Origin of the sequence: Xenorhabdus beddingii (genome assembly GCF_002127545.1) — a bacterium.
Classification (GTDB): Bacteria; Pseudomonadota; Gammaproteobacteria; order Enterobacterales; family Enterobacteriaceae; genus Xenorhabdus; species Xenorhabdus beddingii.
Map to the genome: position 1 here is coordinate 121464 of NZ_MUBK01000004.1, position 18790 is coordinate 140253.

The 18790-nt window shown below is 44.5% G+C and carries 12 protein-coding genes and 2 tRNA genes; 5 read left to right on the top strand and 9 right to left on the bottom strand.

All coding sequences use genetic code 11. From position 1 onward, the window contains the following. Positions 1–104: 104 nt before the first annotated feature. On the bottom strand, positions 105–839 hold the full coding sequence (gene ubiG / locus Xbed_RS04085; protein ID WP_086111667.1) for a bifunctional 2-polyprenyl-6-hydroxyphenol methylase/3-demethylubiquinol 3-O-methyltransferase UbiG: 735 nt from the start codon (positions 837–839) through the stop codon (positions 105–107). 209 nt (positions 840–1048) lie between these two features. Here ubiG and gyrA point away from each other — a divergent pair, with 209 nt between their 5' ends. Next, a complete protein-coding gene (gene gyrA / locus Xbed_RS04090) occupies positions 1049–3694 on the top strand; it encodes a DNA topoisomerase (ATP-hydrolyzing) subunit A (RefSeq protein ID WP_086111668.1) in 2646 nt (881 codons plus the stop codon). Positions 3695–3880: 186 nt separating this feature from the next. Then, entirely contained in the window at positions 3881–6745 is a 2865-nt protein-coding gene (gene rcsC / locus Xbed_RS04095) for a two-component system sensor histidine kinase RcsC (protein ID WP_086111669.1), read from the top strand. Positions 6746–6812: 67 nt separating this feature from the next. Here the strand turns inward: rcsC and rcsB are convergent, their stop codons facing one another. Together rcsB and rcsD are read right to left on the bottom strand one after the other, a co-directional pair. After that, positions 6813–7463 (bottom strand): response regulator transcription factor RcsB, encoded by a 651-nt coding sequence (gene rcsB / locus Xbed_RS04100; RefSeq protein ID WP_086111670.1) that lies wholly within the window; start codon positions 7461–7463, stop codon positions 6813–6815. Position 7464: 1 nt separating this feature from the next. Beyond that, on the bottom strand, positions 7465–10191 hold the full coding sequence (rcsD, locus tag Xbed_RS04105) for a phosphotransferase RcsD (protein ID WP_086111671.1): 2727 nt from the start codon (positions 10189–10191) through the stop codon (positions 7465–7467). A gap of 212 nt (positions 10192–10403) precedes the next feature. Here rcsD and Xbed_RS04110 point away from each other — a divergent pair. The 3 genes from Xbed_RS04110 to tyrP all read left to right on the top strand — a co-directional run bounded on the left by Xbed_RS04110 (position 10404) and on the right by tyrP (position 12300). Then, a tRNA-Ser gene (locus Xbed_RS04110) sits at positions 10404–10491 on the top strand. 6 nt (positions 10492–10497) lie between these two features. Next, positions 10498–10573 (top strand) — tRNA-Thr (locus Xbed_RS04115). 518 nt (positions 10574–11091) lie between these two features. Continuing rightward, on the top strand, positions 11092–12300 hold the full coding sequence (gene tyrP / locus Xbed_RS04120) for a tyrosine transporter TyrP (protein ID WP_086111672.1): 1209 nt from the start codon (positions 11092–11094) through the stop codon (positions 12298–12300). Positions 12301–12404: 104 nt separating this feature from the next. On the opposite strand, the gene Xbed_RS04125 is transcribed toward tyrP, so the two are convergent. The 6 genes from Xbed_RS04125 to menD all read right to left on the bottom strand — a co-directional run bounded on the left by Xbed_RS04125 (position 12405) and on the right by menD (position 18775). Then, complete coding sequence (locus Xbed_RS04125) at positions 12405–12947, bottom strand: YfaZ family outer membrane protein (RefSeq protein ID WP_086111673.1); 543 nt, start codon at positions 12945–12947, stop codon at positions 12405–12407. A gap of 131 nt (positions 12948–13078) precedes the next feature. Beyond that, positions 13079–14485 (bottom strand): o-succinylbenzoate--CoA ligase, encoded by a 1407-nt coding sequence (gene menE, locus Xbed_RS04130; protein WP_086111674.1) that lies wholly within the window; start codon positions 14483–14485, stop codon positions 13079–13081. After that, the gene (menC, locus tag Xbed_RS04135) at positions 14473–15465 is read right to left on the bottom strand and encodes an o-succinylbenzoate synthase (protein ID WP_086111675.1); all 993 of its coding nucleotides are present in this window, start codon (positions 15463–15465) and stop codon (positions 14473–14475) included. Before menC ends, menE begins: the two co-directional genes overlap by 13 nt. Further along, complete coding sequence (gene menB / locus Xbed_RS04140) at positions 15465–16322, bottom strand: 1,4-dihydroxy-2-naphthoyl-CoA synthase (protein ID WP_086111676.1); 858 nt, start codon at positions 16320–16322, stop codon at positions 15465–15467. The genes menC and menB overlap by 1 nt, the downstream gene beginning before the upstream one ends. Positions 16323–16334: 12 nt before the next feature. Beyond that, entirely contained in the window at positions 16335–17105 is a 771-nt protein-coding gene (menH, locus tag Xbed_RS04145) for a 2-succinyl-6-hydroxy-2,4-cyclohexadiene-1-carboxylate synthase (protein ID WP_086111677.1), read from the bottom strand. Further along, on the bottom strand, positions 17102–18775 hold the full coding sequence (menD, locus tag Xbed_RS04150) for a 2-succinyl-5-enolpyruvyl-6-hydroxy-3-cyclohexene-1-carboxylic-acid synthase (protein WP_086111678.1): 1674 nt from the start codon (positions 18773–18775) through the stop codon (positions 17102–17104). The genes menH and menD overlap by 4 nt, the downstream gene beginning before the upstream one ends. Between the last annotated feature and the right edge of the window lie 15 nt (positions 18776–18790).

Below are 18790 nucleotides of genomic sequence, written 5' to 3' on the forward strand. Positions count from 1 at the left end.
TAGTTACTTGATGTTACTTTCATAAGGCTATCGGCGAAACAGGGAAAATAAAATCGTAAAAATAATATTTAATTGGCGCTTTATTAATCCCTTAGTGACTTAAGTCAGACTGATTGGGTATGCAGCATATAGTTCACGTCTACATTATGTCCAAGCCGAAATTTATCTGTTAACGGGTTGTAATGTAAACCGATAATATGTTGATCTCTCAACGGGGTCTTATCAATCCAATCAATCAATTCAGAAGGACGGATGAACTTTTTCGCATCATGCGTTCCCTTGGGCACCATGTTCAGAATATATTCAGCACCCACAACCGCCACTAACCAGGCTTTTCGATTGCGGTTAATGGTTGAAAAGAAAACATGGCCTCCGGGTTTAACTAATTCGGCACAGGCGCGAACCACAGACTCAGGATCAGGGACATGTTCAAGCATTTCCATGCATGTCACGACATCATAAGCGTGCGGATGCTGCTCCGCATGGCTTTCCACAGTTTCCTGAACATAAGAGACGGAAATGCCGGATTCTAGGGCATGCAGGCGAGCAACTTCAAGGGGCTCAAAACCCATATCCAGCCCTGTGACTTCCGCACCTTCACGCGCCATGCTTTCCGACAAAATGCCACCACCACAGCCAACATCCAGCACTTTTTTACCAAAAAGACCCTCTGCATGTTGCAGGATGTAGCTCAAACGCAATGGGTTGATACGGTGCAATGGCTTGAACTCACCTTCAAGATCCCACCAACGGGAAGCAACGGCTTCAAATTTTTCGATCTCCTGTTGATCCACATTGGCATGGGTCGGAATGTGTGAATCGGGGGTTTTGATGTTCATCAGCAATATCGCTCCTAGGAACTGTTTCACAGAAAACTGGCTCACAGCAAACTGATTCACAGAAAATATAACAGTATTATGGGGATGTGTGACAGAAAGCTATTATACATGCCTTAATCTTGAAATACTCGCATCTGGTTTTTATAAAACTGTCAATTTGTGGTATAATTCTAAGCCTTTGAATTCGGAGTATGAGGGACAGTGGCTCCATGAGCGACATTGCCAGAGAAATCACACCGGTCAATATCGAAGAAGAGCTGAAAAGCTCGTATCTGGATTATGCGATGTCCGTTATTGTTGGACGCGCACTGCCAGATGTTCGTGATGGACTGAAGCCAGTACACCGCCGCGTACTTTTCGCGATGAATGTATTGGGAAATGATTGGAATAAACCCTATAAAAAATCTGCCCGCGTTGTTGGGGATGTTATCGGTAAATACCATCCACATGGTGACAGCGCGGTTTATGACACGATTGTTCGTCTGGCACAACCATTCTCCATGCGTTACATGCTGGTTGACGGTCAGGGGAACTTTGGGTCAGTAGATGGCGATTCAGCGGCAGCGATGCGTTATACCGAAGTACGCATGGCAAAAATTGCCCACGAATTGCTGGCAGACTTGGAAAAAGAAACTGTCGACTTTGTGCCTAACTATGATGGCACAGAGCAAATCCCCGAGGTAATGCCAACCCGTATTCCCAATCTGTTGGTGAATGGTTCATCAGGGATTGCGGTAGGTATGGCAACCAACATTCCACCCCATAATTTATCTGAGGTGATTGACGGCTGTCTGGCTTATATTGATGATGAAAACATCAGTATCGAAGGGCTGATGGAATATATTCCCGGCCCTGATTTCCCGACTGCCGCCATTATCAATGGACGTCGTGGTATTCAGGAAGCCTACCGTACCGGTCGCGGTAAGATTTATATCCGCGCCCGTGCAGAAATTGAAACTGATGAAAAGAATGGCCGCGAAACCATTATCGTCAATGAGATCCCTTATCAGGTCAATAAAGCCCGACTGATCGAAAAAATGGCTGAACTGGTAAAAGATAAGCGTATTGAAGGGATCAGCGCATTACGTGACGAATCCGATAAAGATGGGATGCGCATCGTTATCGAAGTCAAACGGGATGCCGTTGGTGAAGTTGTTCTGAATAACCTGTATTCACTGACCCAGTTACAAGTTTCATTTGGTATCAACATGGTTGCCCTGCATCAGGGACAGCCTAAGTTACTCAACCTGAAAGATATCCTGTCTGCGTTTGTTTGCCATCGTCGCGAAGTTGTCACGCGCCGGACTATCTTTGAACTACGGAAAGCCCGCGAACGTGCCCATCTCCTGGAAGCATTGGCAGTTGCACTGGCAAACATCGACCCTGTCATCGAATTGATCCGCCGCGCTTCTACGCCTGCGGAAGCCAAAGCCAGTCTGATCGCCCAACCGTGGGAATTGGGCAATGTTGCTGCGATGTTGGAACAGGCAGGTGATGATGCCGCCCGTCCTGAATGGCTGGAACCACAGTATGGAATTCATGACGGTAAATATTACCTGACTGAACAGCAAGCACAGGCCATTTTGGATTTGCGCCTGCAAAAACTGACCGGGTTAGAGCATGAAAAACTGCTTGAAGAATATCGTGAACTACTGAACGTCATCGCAGAGCTGCTGTTTATTTTGGAAAATCCTGAACGTTTGATGGAAGTCATTCGTGAAGAGTTACTGGCCATCAAAGCACAGTATAATGATGCCCGCCGGACTGAGCTGACTGAAAACTCAGCAGATATCAATATTGAAGATCTGATCAATCAAGAAGATGTGGTGGTAACACTATCCCATCAGGGATACGTTAAGTACCAGCCATTGTCCGACTACGAAGCGCAGCGTCGTGGCGGCAAAGGTAAATCGGCCGCACGCACCAAAGAAGAAGACTTCATTGAGCGTCTGCTGGTGGCTAATACCCACGATACTATCCTCTGCTTCTCAAATAAGGGCAAGATGTACTGGATGAAAGTATATCAATTGCCGGAAGCGAGCCGTGGTGCCCGTGGTCGTCCGATTGTCAACCTGTTGCCATTGGATCAGAGCGAACGTATTACCGCCATTTTGCCAGTGCGTGAATATGAAGATGGGCTGAATATCTTCATGGCTACCGCAAGCGGTATCGTTAAGAAGACTAAACTCAGTGAATTCAGCCGCCCACGCAGTGCCGGCATCATCGCAGTGAACCTGAATGAAGGTGATGAGCTGATCGGGGTTGACCTGACGGATGGCAGCAATGAAGTCATGCTATTCTCTGCACAGGGCAAAGTCGTTCGTTTCCTCGAAGAAGAGGAAGAGACGCTGGAAGATGGTACGGTTCGTGTGAAAGGTGTTCGCGCGATGGGACGTACCGCAACAGGGGTTCGTGGCATCAAACTCGGTGCAGGCGATAAAGTCGTTTCTCTGATTATTCCGCGTGGAGAAGGAGAAATCCTGACTGTCACCGAGAATGGTTACGGCAAACGTACTGCTGAGAGCGAATATCCGACGAAATCCCGTGCTACACAGGGTGTTATTTCCATCAAGGTCAGTGAACGCAACGGCAATGTGATCGGCGCCATTCAAGTCGTCGCGACGGATCAGATCATGATGATTACCGATGCAGGTACCTTGGTACGAACCCGTGTATCTGAAGTCAGCATTGTTGGTCGTAATACACAGGGCGTTACCCTGATCCGTACATCAGAAGACGAAAAAGTCGTTGGCTTGCAGCGTGTGGCTGAACCGGACGAAGACGACGATGAGGAAGATAACAATACAGCAGCTCCTTCTGCTGAAGGACATGGTGAGTCAGAAGATCAAGAGTGATCCACTGTTCCTGCTGTATACCATCAACTGTATACCATCAACAAAGCAGACACTTCGGTGTCTGCTTTTTTTGCACAATTTTTTGACGAAGAATTGGCAAGAACCAAATGTGACTTTGTATTCCCTGCTACACTAGTATATGCTGTGAACAGTTAATATTAATCATGTTTTTCGTCGGGCGATCTCTTGAGATATCTATCTTCTTTTCGGACGTCATTAAAGATATCCCGTTATCTTTTTCGGGTGCTTGGATGTATGTTATGGGCACTCGGCGCCTTATTAACCAGCTTTTATTTGGTCAATCTTTATAATGAAGTCAAATCAGATATTCGTCAGGAATATAACGCCAACTACGATATAGCATTTTCTCAATTACGGCATCTTTCCAATATCCTGCGGGATGTTCAATATATGGCAGAGAGAGACTTATCTCAAGAAAATGATAAAGGTCTAACAGTTACTCTGCTTCATAATAACGCTATTCTTCCATACATTACCCTGAATTCTCATTCCGATTGTGACCTTTTGCGCAACCGCGCACATAATGACTTAGCGACTTTGGATCAGATGATATCCCTTTGGAGTAATAATGTTTCAATTATACGTAAGGTAAACCAGATTTTTTTCGTTGATGCACAAAGCATGTGCATGGTGAAATTTGCCTCTCGTGGCAATACCGTAGAATCTGACATAATAAAAAAAATAATCTATGAGAATAGCCGAAAGCTAGTCAACCTGAAAGATCAGGGGAAAGAGCGGATCGTCTTTGGAATAGAACCTAACTCAAGGGCAGATGGCGGTAGCCTTTATATTTTTACACCCATTTATGCTGATGGAGAGATGAAAGGAATACTGGGCATTGAGAAAGCCATCAGTATGGAAAACCTTCAACAATCATATAATAAATCGATGACTATCACGTTATTAAACGAATTCAAACAGCCTGAGTTACAATATCCGCCCAGAAACCTCAGTAAACAGGCCACTATCAATTTCAACATGACACCGACTTACTTTGGTTACGATGAAGATTTTACCAGCTTGTTATTGTTTAGGCGATTGTCCCCCTCTACATTACACATTGCTTATTCATTACCGATAAAACATATTTACAATGAACTCAAGATCAATCTAATCAATAGTGTCATATTGAATATTATTTCTGCAATCGCGATTGTCTTTTTTGTCTGGTTGTTTGAACGTAGAATGTTTGCTCCAGCAGAAGAGAACGCAATACGCCTTGAAGAGCATGAACAGTTTAACCATAAAATTGTCGCTTCCGCTCCCGTGGGAATTAGTATTTTGAGAGTCGGGGATGGTGTTAATATTCTAAGTAATGAACTGGCACATAATTACACCAAAATGCTGACGTACGAAGACCAAAAACGCATTGTCGATATCATTTGCGATAAAACCAGCAGTTATATTGATGTCGTGACCAGTAACAATAATCATCTGCAAATTAGCTTCGTACACTCACGCTATCGTAATGAAGAAGTTGCAATCTGTGTGCTGATAGATGTCAGCACCCGCGTAAAAATGGAAAAATCATTGCAAGAGATGGCTTCAGCCGCAGAACAGGCTAATCAGGCAAAATCGATGTTTCTCGCAACGGTCAGTCATGAATTAAGAACCCCACTCTATGGCATTATTGGTAACCTGGAACTTATCCAGTCCCATCCATTACCGACAGAATCTGCCCGATTGCTGGCAACAATGGATAATTCATCATCACTCTTGCTGAAGATCATTAGTGATATTCTCGACTTCTCTAAAATAGAATCCAAACAGTTAAAAATTGAACCCAAAGATTTCAGTTGTCGAGAAATAATATCACATGTGATTTCAAACTATCTTCCCCTCATTACGAAAAAAGAGTTGGGGCTATACTGCTATATTGAACCCGATGTTCCCGACATCATCCGTAATGATCCGGTAAGGTTACAACAAATTATTTCTAATTTACTGAATAATGCTATCAAATTCACGGAATCTGGCTGTATTGTCATTGAAATTACATCAAGGCATGATTATTTGTATGTCAGTATCAGAGATACAGGGTTTGGTATTGAGGACAAATTACAGTTTCAATTATTTGAGCCGTTTTTCCAGATTAGTGCCAATAAAGAAAGTGCCTCACAAGGCACAGGTCTGGGGCTGGCCATTTGTGAAAAACTCATCAATTTAATGGATGGGGATATTGAATTCGTCTCACAAAAACATGTCGGCAGTCTCTTTTCAATACGTCTGCCCTTTTATGGTGTGAAATTCAATCCCAAACCATTATCCAAACAGCGTTCTCAGCAAAAGATATTGCTGGCTGTTTGCAATGATTTTCTAGAAAAATATTTACAGAACCTTCTCATACAGGATCATTTTCAAGTTAGTCTATATGATGAAAAAAACGTAGACGGCACAGAACTGTTAATTAGCGATCAACCTAACGAACCCGACATTCCTGTCCGATATCATATAGAAATAGCAGAAAAACATATTGGTCCACCGGAACAAGTTCGAAAAAATTATTGGTTGCATAACACTTATGAACTGAGTGAGTTGAATAGCATACTGGATATTCTGCTGGCAGAGCATGATCTTGCACCCGCCCTGCCGATTTCGATGTCAATATCCTCTAAAGCGGTAACAAAAGTCATACAAACTGATGGCTATATCAATGAGGTGAACGTTTTGGTTGTTGATGATCACCCTATCAATCGGCATTTATTGGTCGATCAATTAAATTCTATAGGATTTAATGTATCAATGGCGAATGATGGTATTGATGCCATTAACCATCTGAAAGAAAATTCAACAGATATTATTCTGACAGACGTTAATATGCCTAATATGGATGGATACGAGCTTACAAAACATTTAAGAAACAAAGGCTATACCAAGCCCATTATCGGCATTACTGCCAATGCCTTGGCAGAAGAAAAACAACGTTGTGCTGATGTGGGTATGGATGACTGTTTATCAAAACCGGTATCACTGGCAATACTAAAAGAAGCATTAATAAAATATATGAATATTCAATCCGGCATACATTAATCTGGCAAATAACAGAAAATCGGTAACGTCAGCCACCGATTTTCTGCCAGACAAGATAATCAATGGGTTATTTACCCATATCTTTGTCGATAGTGACAGAGGATAAATAGTTAAGTAACGCAATATCGTTATCAACTCCCAGCTTTAACATCGCTGTTTTCTTCTGGCTACTGATAGTTTTAATACTACGATTAAGTTTTTTGGCAATATCAGTAACAAGAAAACCATCAGCAAATAAACGCAGAACTTCACTTTCTTTCGGAGACAGGCGTTTATCCCTGTAACCATTGGCATTGACTTTTTCCAGTAATTTGGAAACGCTCTCAGGTGTAAATTGTTTTCCCTTCTGCAACGCAGAAAGAGCCTTGGGCAAATCAGTCGGTGCTCCTTGCTTTAACACGATCCCCTCAATATCAAGCTCAAGTATGGCGCTTAAAATAGCCGGATTATTGTTCATTGTAAGCACAATAACTGCCAATGTTGGGTAATGGCGTTTAATATATTTTATCAGGGTGATGCCATCACCATATTTATCTCCGGGCATTGACAAATCTGTTATCAAAACATCTGCTTCTATCTGTGGCAAACTATTAATGAGCGTGGTTGAATCTTCAAATTCACCCACCACATTAATCCACTCAATTTGTTCAAGAGACTTGCGGATGCCAAACAAAACGATGGGATGGTCATCGGCAATAATGACATTAAGGTTATTCATATTATTGGTTACCTTGCTGCAACAGCTTTGTGATAAAGGAATCAATGAGGCTGATGCTATTTTTGATTTCTACTTCATTATTGTCTGCTATGTGTTCTTCCAACGCCTCACATGATGACCTAAGAAACTTTAAATCTAACATAGCAAACGCACCTTTAAGGCGGTGTACCGTTTGCGAAAGTGATATCAAATCATGTCGTTCCATATCAGTATACAGTTTAATAATATCCATAGGTATTGTCTCTATAAATAATTTCCTGTATTCACTATTTTCCAACTGAATCTGATAGCTTTTAAGAATATTGTAGATATCACTATCGATATCCTCGCATGGTTCAACACCTTCAGTGGGTTTGTATGCTGGTTCGGAGATTTCCGGCGGTTCTCCTACTTCATCCAAACTGAAGTTTTCTTCAATCAGAAATGATATTGCATTGATTACTGCATCAACAAAATTATAATTGCACTGAACCAGCCCTGGTTTCAGTTGCTTAAACCCTGCCAAACTGCCCACTAATAATATAGTTGGTTTTTCCCCTTTGTACTCTCTATCCGTGAGGATAATATCATATTCTCCTGTCAGGTTATCTTTACCCTTATCGAGATATGCCGCACCATAATGATTGAGATAAGTATGGATGATTCGACTGATCTCAGGGTTATGGATATCAATTAAAGCGGTAATCCCTTCCAAAAGTTGGGGCGTTTTACCATTTTCATCACCATTCTGCAATAAAGGCAGATTGATGACATAATGAGTACCTAAACCCAACTTACTTTTAATATCAAGCCTTCCCCCCATTCTTTTGCATAACTGGTTACACAAATAAAAAACCATGCCAGAATTCGTAGAATATTTATCCTCTGCTGATTTGTTAAGAAAAGGATAATGCAAGCTGTTCAAATCTTTTTCACTCAAACCAGAACCACTATCCATCAGTTCAATTTGAATATGGTTGTCATATTTACCAGAACTATTCACAGTCAACGATATTTTGCCATAACTGGTCGTGGTCATTGCATAGTTAAATAACAAAGTGATGACTTTATTCAGCGCCGCACTATCTCCGATAAATAAAGATTCACGAGATATATTAAAATGATAATAAACCCTCAATCCTTTCGCATTCAAAGTAGGTAAAGACGCTTGCAAAATATGCTCTAAATTTAAAGACAAAGAGAAGACTTCACTCGCTGGCTGCCAATCATTTAACTCCAACCCATTGAGTAATGAAATGTTTTCAACCCATTCTGTGATATATTTGGATTTAGCCAATAATTTATCCAACAGCTTTTGTTCATTGTCATCTTGTGATAGCAGTTTCAGTTGATCAGCAATATCATTTAGGCACTTAACTGGGTATTTTATTTCATTGTTAATATTATCAAGCATTGAGCGCCTGGCCTGAATACTTCTCTCATATTCCCAATGAGCAAGTTGTAATCGTTTGTTCGTCATGACTTCCTTATCTTTGTCTTGCAGTAAGAAGAGATAAGTCTCTGGCAATAAGTTATTGTTATACATTCTCACTTCATAAATCGCCTCATCAATGGATGTTTGAATGACACCATGATGTTGTTGGGCCATCATTTTCACTTTATTCAGATCCAGGTGAGGTATTAACTGTTCTGCGATTTTATTAATCATCGTTATTTGGTTTGACTCAAAATCGTAGATCACCAATCCAACAGGAATATTGGAGATAACATCATTACTCAGAGAATCCTTAATTTTCAACTCATTATCCATAGAAGCATTTGGTGCAATATATCGCAAACGGATATAAAATAACCCAATTAACGAAAATAGAAAGAAAAACAATATTGAAAGTAGAAACCAAGAATTCTTGATCAATAAATCCACAATCAATGTTTTCAATGGAACCTGATAAATGAGTTTGTACGGTACAACATCAAGAGGTTGAGAGAACTCCAACCAAAAACCATTTAATGAAACCTCAACTTTATTCGGGTCATTGTTATCGCGTGAATTAATGGCATTCAGTCGAAAATTTGCCGGCGACATATCAGCCGACAAAAGACGGTCCATGGGCAAATCAAAAGCAACAATGGTGGTTAATTGACCTGTTACATTAAATGCAGCTTTATACGTATAAAAATAAATATTCTCATTACGGATTAAATTTATAGGGGATAAATTTTCTTTCTCCTCCAACGTGATGAATTGATCCAACATCTCAGTACGTCGGGTGTCAGGATTAAGAGTCAGATAACTCTCTTTGAACCTTATTTTTGGTTTTAAGAATGGATGGTTTGTTATCAATAATAGATTATTATCCTGTCCATTGAGATAATACATCGACAAGTATTCATTACGTGGCCCCCATAAAATCTCCAGATAGTGAGACAACCGCTGGGCGAGTTGAATATTGGAATCATGGTATTGGCCAAAAATAATTGTATCAACGGCCTGATAACGATTTTCTAACCAATAGACATCGGGACGTATTTTTAGCAATGGTATCTGCTCCTGAGAGGAGATTGGCAGAGTATTAGACTGCGCAAAGATATGGTTTGCGTGATAACGATAATCTTTAATCTGCAACCTCATCTTCGCTGTTACGCTACTGATAGCATATTTTTTCTCCATCAGCCAAATATCAAAATAGTTATACCCGAATAAAAATAGAGACGTAAAAAGCAAAGTAACAAATAGCGTGTAAAAACGAGGAATAGATGAAGGCTTGAGCGGTGGTTGTTTATACATTCTTTGAATAATTGCCTTTAGTGTGAATATATCTTGGTCAATTCGACATCAACCCGTAGATAAATAAGCCAGTGCGCTTAGTTTAATACTAGCAGGTTAGCGAATCAAAAGGTCATTGCAGTTCGAAGATTGAGCAAACAGTAAGAAAAACGCAATTTTTTCCCTTTAGGGGCTAGACACATCAAACCGATATAGGCATAATCCTGCGCCATGGAAGGATGGCCGAGCGGTCGAAGGCAGCGGTCTTGAAAACCGCCGATGGGAAACCATCCTAGAGTTCGAATCTCTATCCTTCCGCCAAATTTCGCCGGCTTAGCTCAGTTGGTAGAGCAACTGACTTGTAATCAGTAGGTCACCAGTTCGACTCCGGTAGCCGGCACCACACAAAATCAACATGTTATGATGTTGAACCGAAAGCCCTGATAGTTGGTTATGTTATAACTAATTATCGGGGCTTCGGTCTTTTTGCGTCTTTTTAAAATCGTTGGAATAAACGATAGTCAGCATTATCACCAACCCAAATCTTTAGCCAGCTCATTAATTGCCTGTAGGGTTTCTTGGTTTGGTTGAATTAATCCATCAGGAATTTGGCCGTCGGCTGTTTTTTCCTCAAGACATGCTTTCCATGCTTAAATAATCGCCTCTTTTATCTTTTAGATAGCAAGTGATGTTCCGAGGCATTCATTTGCTTTCACGCTGCAATTTGAAATCCATGAGCTATCGTGGTGTCATTCAGAAAAACAAAATTGCGACATGAAGTTTTTTATCCTCACCCAATACTATCAAGAGTGTAATTATTTATTTACACAACGTGTATCATTGATTTGACAGTCATAAATCAATCATTTAACCTGCAAGCCTTATAACTATTTTTTCAACATATTCATAAACGAGGGTCGCGTGAGAAATCGCACTGTTGGCAGTATTTTTATCGTTGCAGGAACGACGATTGGAGCAGGGATGCTGGCAATGCCATTGGCAGCGGCAGGTGTGGGATTCGGAACCACGCTTGCCATGTTGGTCGCCCTTTGGGCATTAATGAGTTATACCGCGCTCCTGCTCGTGGAAGTGTATCAATACAATAAGTCTAATACTGGATTGGGCACCATTGCGAAACGCTATCTCGGCGTTGGCGGGAAGATGTTAACGGGTTTCAGTATGCTTTTCCTGATGTATGCCCTGACAACCGCTTATATTAGTGGTGCAGGCGAATTATTGGCAGCCAGCCTGACGTCATGGTTAGATAAACCCATTTCTGTTTCCACCGGAATTATCACTTTTACGCTTATTGCCGGCGGGGTCGTTTGTATCGGAACCCAATCCGTCGATTTGATTAACCGACTGTTGTTTACCGCCAAAATCATTTTTCTGGTCGTCGTACTCGGTGTCATGATGCCTCATGTTGATAAAATCAACTTGATCTCCATGCCTATCGGGCAAGGGTTGGTATTATCTGCCATTCCGGTCATTTTTACTTCATTCGGTTTTCACGGAAGTGTGCCAAGTATCGTTGCCTATATGGGGGGAGATACCAACAAGCTGCGGAAAATCTTTATCATCGGCAGTGCCATTCCGCTGTGTGCCTATATTCTGTGGCAATTGGTGACTCTCGGCGCCATTTCTTCAAATACCTTTGTTGGCATTCTTGCACAACAATCGGGTCTGAATGGTTTATTGACAGCGGTCAGAGAAATTGTCGTTTCACCCAAAATAGTGCTTGCTGTCCATCTGTTTGCTGATCTCGCACTCGCCACCTCATTTCTTGGGGTTTCTTTAGGTCTGTTTGATTACCTTGCCGACCTTCTGAAACGCGGCAACCATGCCAAAGGGCGTTTGCAGACAGGGTTGATCACCTTTGTTCCGCCATTGCTTTGTGCACTGTATTACCCTGATTTTGTTATGGCACTGACTTTTGCGGCGGTTGCCCTTTCCATTCTGGCGCTGTTATTGCCTTGCCTACTGGTTTGGCGCTGCCGTGAAGAAAACCAGCAAGGGGAATATCGCGTCAAAGGGGGGAAACCCGCCTTAGTATTTATCTTCCTATGCGGGATTGCGGTCATTGCGATCCAAATTGGTATTGTGGCAGGAATACTGCCACAGGTAGGATAATTCCTATACCCAAAATAATTCGAGTTGCATCACGGCGGTAAATATGCTGTTTAAGATCATCCGCTTCAATTTCAATATTGAGGCGGATAATCTTGATGAATGAATTAGAAACTCAGACCCGCACCAGCGTAAAAGCCATCAGAGACTTTATTACTGCGGTTACCATTCTTTCCTTTCAGATCAATGACACGATAACCTGCATCTAACGTCAGTGGCTTAAAAAACGTATAGCGTACTCCCCCGGAAGCCTCGGTATAAGAGTCTATTCCTGACGTTAAACCTGATGGAGCACCATAAGCCTCACCATACAGGGACAGAGACGAGGTGAGCGCCCAACTGAGTCCGGCACCCGCAGCCAATGCGGCCCCAAATTCCCCGTCTTTTGGGGACAGATAGAGCGCTTTGCCACCAATACTTGCCGTTAATGGCCCAATGGGTAAACCGAAAGCGGCACCCAAACTGCCAAGTTGACCATTATGGTCACTGCGCGTCCAGTTTCCATTAACCGATAACCCCGAACTTTTATCACCAATCCCCACCGATGTACTGGTGTTGTGTTTGCCTACTTGTACATCCATGGAAATAGCGTGTGCTGCACCAGTCAAAAAGAGCAAACTGGCGGCGCTGGTAGCAATAAAACCTTTCATATTCTTTTTCTCTCTTCTTAATTGATGAATGCCAATACCGCTTAAAAATATATTACTGGAATCAGAGAGACGCCTATAGACAGCGGAAGCAATGAAACCTCTATATTTATCAAGATATGTAAACACTGTGACTATTTACCTGCGGTAGTCATTTTTTCCTCTATCCACTGCTTGATCTGCTGGCGTGAAATTTTTATCCCGCCCTGTTTTTTCAGCCGTTGCGGTAACAGATAATAGGCCACAGGGAGCTGGAAAGCGGCGAGTTTATTTGAGAGCCAATCATTCAGTGTTTCCAACAAGTCAGGATATTGCGTTTCGATAACGGCGACAGGTCGATGACCGAATTCAACATCAGGTACGGGAACAATAAAACTTTGTTCTATTTTGGGGTGCTGATTAATGACCCGTTCAATATCTTCTGGCTGGACACCTTCACCCCCACTGAAAAACTGGTTGTCGAGACGCCCCAAGATCCGTAATTCTCCCTGTTCAAATCTCCCTCTGTCACGCGTGGAAAACCATCCATCTTTATCTGTCAGTGGCTTCAATTTCCCCTCCAACCAATAACCACTCGCAATACTGTCAGCGCGGATTTGGATTTCTTCATCCAGCAAACGAATGGATTTCCCCGGAAGCGGATTCCCTACGCCGGGTAATCCATCAGCCCGTTTGACGCAGACCGTTGACGCCATTTCAGTCAGTCCATAACCACACCAACAACGCATACCCGACTGTTCAGCCCGTTGAGTCAGTGCCGTGGGTATCATGGCCCCGCCCAATAGGACTTCTTTCAACGTCAATGAGTGTTCAAGAGGTTGTTCCAATAAACGCCAAAGTTGAGTCGGTACAAGTGAAGCATGGGTGCAGCCAGACAGCGCCCGATCCAGTGGGCGTAAATCCCGCAACACCAGTTTCGCCCCTTTATGCAGCCAACGCCAAAGAATGCCCTGACCGGAAACATGAAACAAGGGCAGTGAGAGCAGCCAGCTATCATCCGGCTGAAAATCCATGCAGGAAAGAATGCTCTGGGCACTGGCAAGGTGGGCGCCGATGGAATGTACTGCGGCCTTGGGTAGCCCAGACGAACCTGAGGTCAAAATCATGCTGGCAGGGCGTCCACTGTCCCACGATACCGGCTGTTCAAGTTTGACTGGCAATTTTTGTTGCCACTCAAGTGCCTTAACCTGAATAATCGGCGACGGGGAAGCGGTAAAATCCACCCCATAAGACAGATTGAGATGAGGCAACAATTCCTCCAACAACCGATCAGGGAGTTGAGGATTTAGAGGCAATACCCTTGCCCCACACTGCAAGGCGGCAAGATAACACAAAAGCAGCCCACGACTGTTTTTACCCCTGAGGAGTACGCCACTGCCTTCAGAAAGTCCCTGTTGCTGGAAATGGGCAGCAATGGCATTGATTTTTTGGGCTAATTGCTGCCAGTCCAATGGTTCATCATATAACTGAATGGCCTGTTTTCGGGGATGGTCAGCAGCCCAGTGTTGCCACGGCCATCGGCGCCATGCTATTTGCGGCATCCATGACTCCACACCGTTTCCAGTTTATCCAGCGTGACGCAGGGAATTACACTGCCCGGCCAACAACGAATGAGCTGTGATTGGATAAGATCCAGTGTATCCAACCCCGGAAGCGTGTCGGGTGTCAGCCAGTGGGCAATACGAGCCAACTGTGTCAGACCGAAACTGGTTTCAAGGCCAGAACTAATCACGGCTTCCAGCCCAAGTCGATGGGCTTCTGAGATCAACTGACGGCAACGGGCAATACTCCCGACCAATGTCGGTTTAATAATGATGGCGGAAACACCTTCTTGTGCTTCCACGATAAAATTCGTTTCCCGCACACTTTCATCCCATGCAATGGCGATACCGGTTTCGCGGGCAAACGCCAAAGAGGCTTCACGGGTTTGACAAGGCTCTTCAATGAATGCAATTCTGCGACGATAATCAGGATTGACATATTTCGCAAACCCCTCTGCTTTCAGCCGTGTCCAACTGCGATTCGCATCCAATCGTAACCGGAGGTCGGGAACCGCTTCCAACATCACATTCACGACCATGCCATCACGTACCGCTTCATATAAGCCAACTTTGACTTTAGCAACCTTCTGGCCGTTCATCTTTTCCAGACGCAGGATCACCTCATCGGGATCGCCCGTACACAATGGCACCTTACGATAATCAGCTTCTTCGGGCAGTTCCCCCCGCAATTCAGCCAGTGCACAACTGAGGCCAAAAGCGACAGAAGGGAGAAGGTCTTCGGGCTGAAGATCCAGATTCTGATTCAGACACCAGCGTTGCAACCACGCTACAGCCGCCGTTTTAGCCTGTTCGGGCGTTTCATGGCTCCATTCGGGCAACGGGGATATTTCTCCCCACCCTTCCCGTCCGTTTTCCTGTACATGAACCAAAAATCCATCACGGGTTTTCAGGCGTTGATAACGTAAGATAATGCCTGCCTCCATTGGCAGGCTGAATTGATATAAAGTCGCCTTACGCATTATGGGTTACGCTTGAATTTGCTGAAATCAGGGTGACGTTTTTCATTGAACGCATTGCGTCCTTCCTGCCCTTCTTCCGTCATGTAGAACAGCATGGTGGCATTCCCCGCCAATTCCTGCAAACCCGCCTGACCATCACAATCCGCATTCAGTGCCGCTTTCAGGCAACGCAACGCCATTGGGCTGTTTTCAAGCATCTCACGGCACCAACGCACTGTTTCTTTTTCCAACTCAGCATACGGTACAACCGTGTTGACCAGCCCCATAGCCAAGGCTTCTTCGGCAGGGTATTGACGGCACAGGAACCAAATTTCGCGAGCCTTTTTCTGCCCGACGATCCGGGCCATATAAGATGCCCCCCAACCACCATCAAAGGAGCCGACTTTAGGGCCGGTTTGACCGAAAATAGCATTATCCGCCGCAATCGTCAGGTCACACATCAAATGCAGCACATGCCCGCCACCGATGGCATATCCGGCAACCATGGCAACAACCGGTTTTGGACAGGTGCGGATCTGGCGCTGAAAATCCAATACGTTCAGGTGATGTATTCCGTTGTCATCTTTATAGCCACCGTAATCACCCCGGATTTTTTGATCCCCACCGGCACAAAAAGCCTTTTCTCCCATTCCCGTCAGAATGATCGTGCCAATGTCATCATCATAGCGCGCATCTGCCAGCGCCTGAATCATCTCCTTGACCGTCAGGGGACGGAACGCATTGCGTACCTGTGGGCGATTAATCGTAATCTTGGCAATTCCATCGGCGGATTTATGATAGAGAATATCTTCAAATCCTTGGGAACAATCTCGCCATTCAATCGGAGCGTACAATTTTTCTTCGCTTGGATAACGCATTATTGAGTTTCCTTAACCAAAAAATGATAAAAAATGGTTCACTGCGGCAGAAAAAGCCGCAGGATTGCCATAATGGGCATTATGTCCAACCTGGGGGATGATGTTTAATGGCAGTGTATACTGTCTGGCTATGCTCTGGAATTTATGATCATTTTCGCCACACAGATAGGAGAATGGTATTGTCATTTGCTGTAAATCAGGAAGCAAGCAAGGCTGAACGCCCAACGAGGTATTTTCCAACATGTCGGCAATATTTTTTCCGCTGTTCTGACTGCGGCGCTGAATAAGCCGCTCTCGTTGCGCCAGCGTTAAATCAGCAAATACGGGCTGCTGATACCAATCCGTTAAGACAGACGCGACAGGTTCTTGACGAAAACGCTGTGCCCAATGCCGATCATGCTGTAATCTCACGTCACGCTCCTTTTGGGAACATAATCCGGGGTTCCCGCCTTCCACCAGCAATCCCTTTAATCCTTTATGGTGACCCTGAGTTGCTTGATACATCGCAATTCGTCCCCCCAATGAGTAACCAATCAGGCAGTAATTCTCGATCTGATGCTCAGATAACGTTGCACTCAGCAATTCACTCATTTCAGTAAACCCCCCGGTCAGCGTAATATCGGCAGAATGACCGTGACCGGGCAAATCAACGAGCAAAGAAGCGTACTGATCAAAAACATTGACCAAAGGCAACCAATCATCGCCCCTGCCCAATAGACCATGCAGCCAAACCAGCCATGTTCCCTGATTATTGGCATGAAACGTCTGGCAATGGAGTTTCACAGCTCAGACACCTGTTTCAACAGCGCCTGCAAACTCTGCACCCCGGCATTGCCCTCGACTTTTAGTTCAATCAATGTTGCCTGTTCACTCTTCCATGCTTGTTCTGTGCACTGTTTTAATTCCGGCCAATTGACGGGAGCAGCATAATTCAGGCCAAACATGGCGGCGGCATGGTCAAAATTAACGTCTTGCGGCATACAGTAGAAACGCTGACGCTTTTCCTCCGGTGTCGGTAACAATGAGAAAATCTGTCCACCATTATTATTCACCACCATCAATAGCATGGGAATAGAAAGATCGCGCAATAAAGCCAGACTATTCAGGTCATAGAGGGCAGAAATATCCCCGACAATAGCCAGTGTTGGTTTGTTGGTTGCCCGCTGTACTCCTGCTGCGGTTGCGATCAATCCATCGATGCCACTCGCCCCCCGGTTACTGTAAACCGGATAACCCACCGGCAACTGACCCAAGGCATCAATCAGACGCACAATCAGGCTATTGCCAACGAACAACTGCCCCTGCTCCGGCAACAATTGATGCAGTTGATGTGCCACTGCCGCCTCACTGAATTTCCCCGCTAGCTGAGTTTTAACACACTGAAACGCTTTTTTTGACCATCGACTTAATTCATCAGCCCAAGGCGCTTGGTCATGGGCGGGATGTTCCCGTAACCAATCCGCCACATGGCAAGTAAACTTACGCCCTTGGTGATTGGCGGGATCAAGCCGGCCTGCAATCGGATCAACAATCCAGTACTGCTCCGGCTGGCATTTGCCCTGCCATTGCAACAGCCGTTTTCCTGTCAGGCTACTGCCAAATTGAATCACCAACTGCCCCTGTGCCAAAATCGCCTGTGTCCGGGGATGATTCAACCACAAATCGGCACCCGGTAAAGGCTGGCCGGTTTGGGACAGCACATCCCCCACCAGAGGCCAGCCCATTTTTTTTGCCCACTGCGCGACGAGTGCGCCCTCTTCGGTACTCATTCTTCCCGCCAGTACAATGCCCTGTTTTTTCCGCCAGTGATCCCAATCCGCGACCGGTGTTGTCGTCTTGATTTCTGTCTGGATCAGCCATGGCTGATTTCCCTGCCACCAGCCCCCCAATGTTTGCAGCCAATCTTGATGCGCGGTGACATCATTGCCATACAGGGGTTCAGCAAACGGACAATTAATATGCAATACACCTTGTTTCAGGTTCGACATCCCATCATCAATGGTGGAAACCAGCCAACTGGCGGGAATTGCTGTGGTTGGCGTCGGCAATGCCAGGGCTTGTGCCGAATGGGAAGCGAAAATGCCTCTCTGACGAATAGCCTGATTCGCTCCACAATCAATTAATTCTGGTGGCCTGTCTGCGGTGAGAAACACCAATCGCTCTCCCGTCAAGCCAGCTTCAATCAAGGAAGGATACAAATTCGCCACCGCAGTTCCCGATGTCACGATAACGGCCACCGGCTCTTTACCTGGTTTTGCCAGCCCCAGAGCCAAGTGTCCTAAGCCACGCTCATCAAAATGAGTATGGCAGAGCAGTTTAGGATTTTCTGCTGCGGCCAGTGTCAATGGTGTCGAACGGGAACCGGGGGCAATACAGACATGACGTAATCCATGGCGGGTCAATGCTTCCAATAAAAGTTCCGCCCAACGGCGGTTCAGTGCGCTGTTTGACATATGATGCTCAAGAAC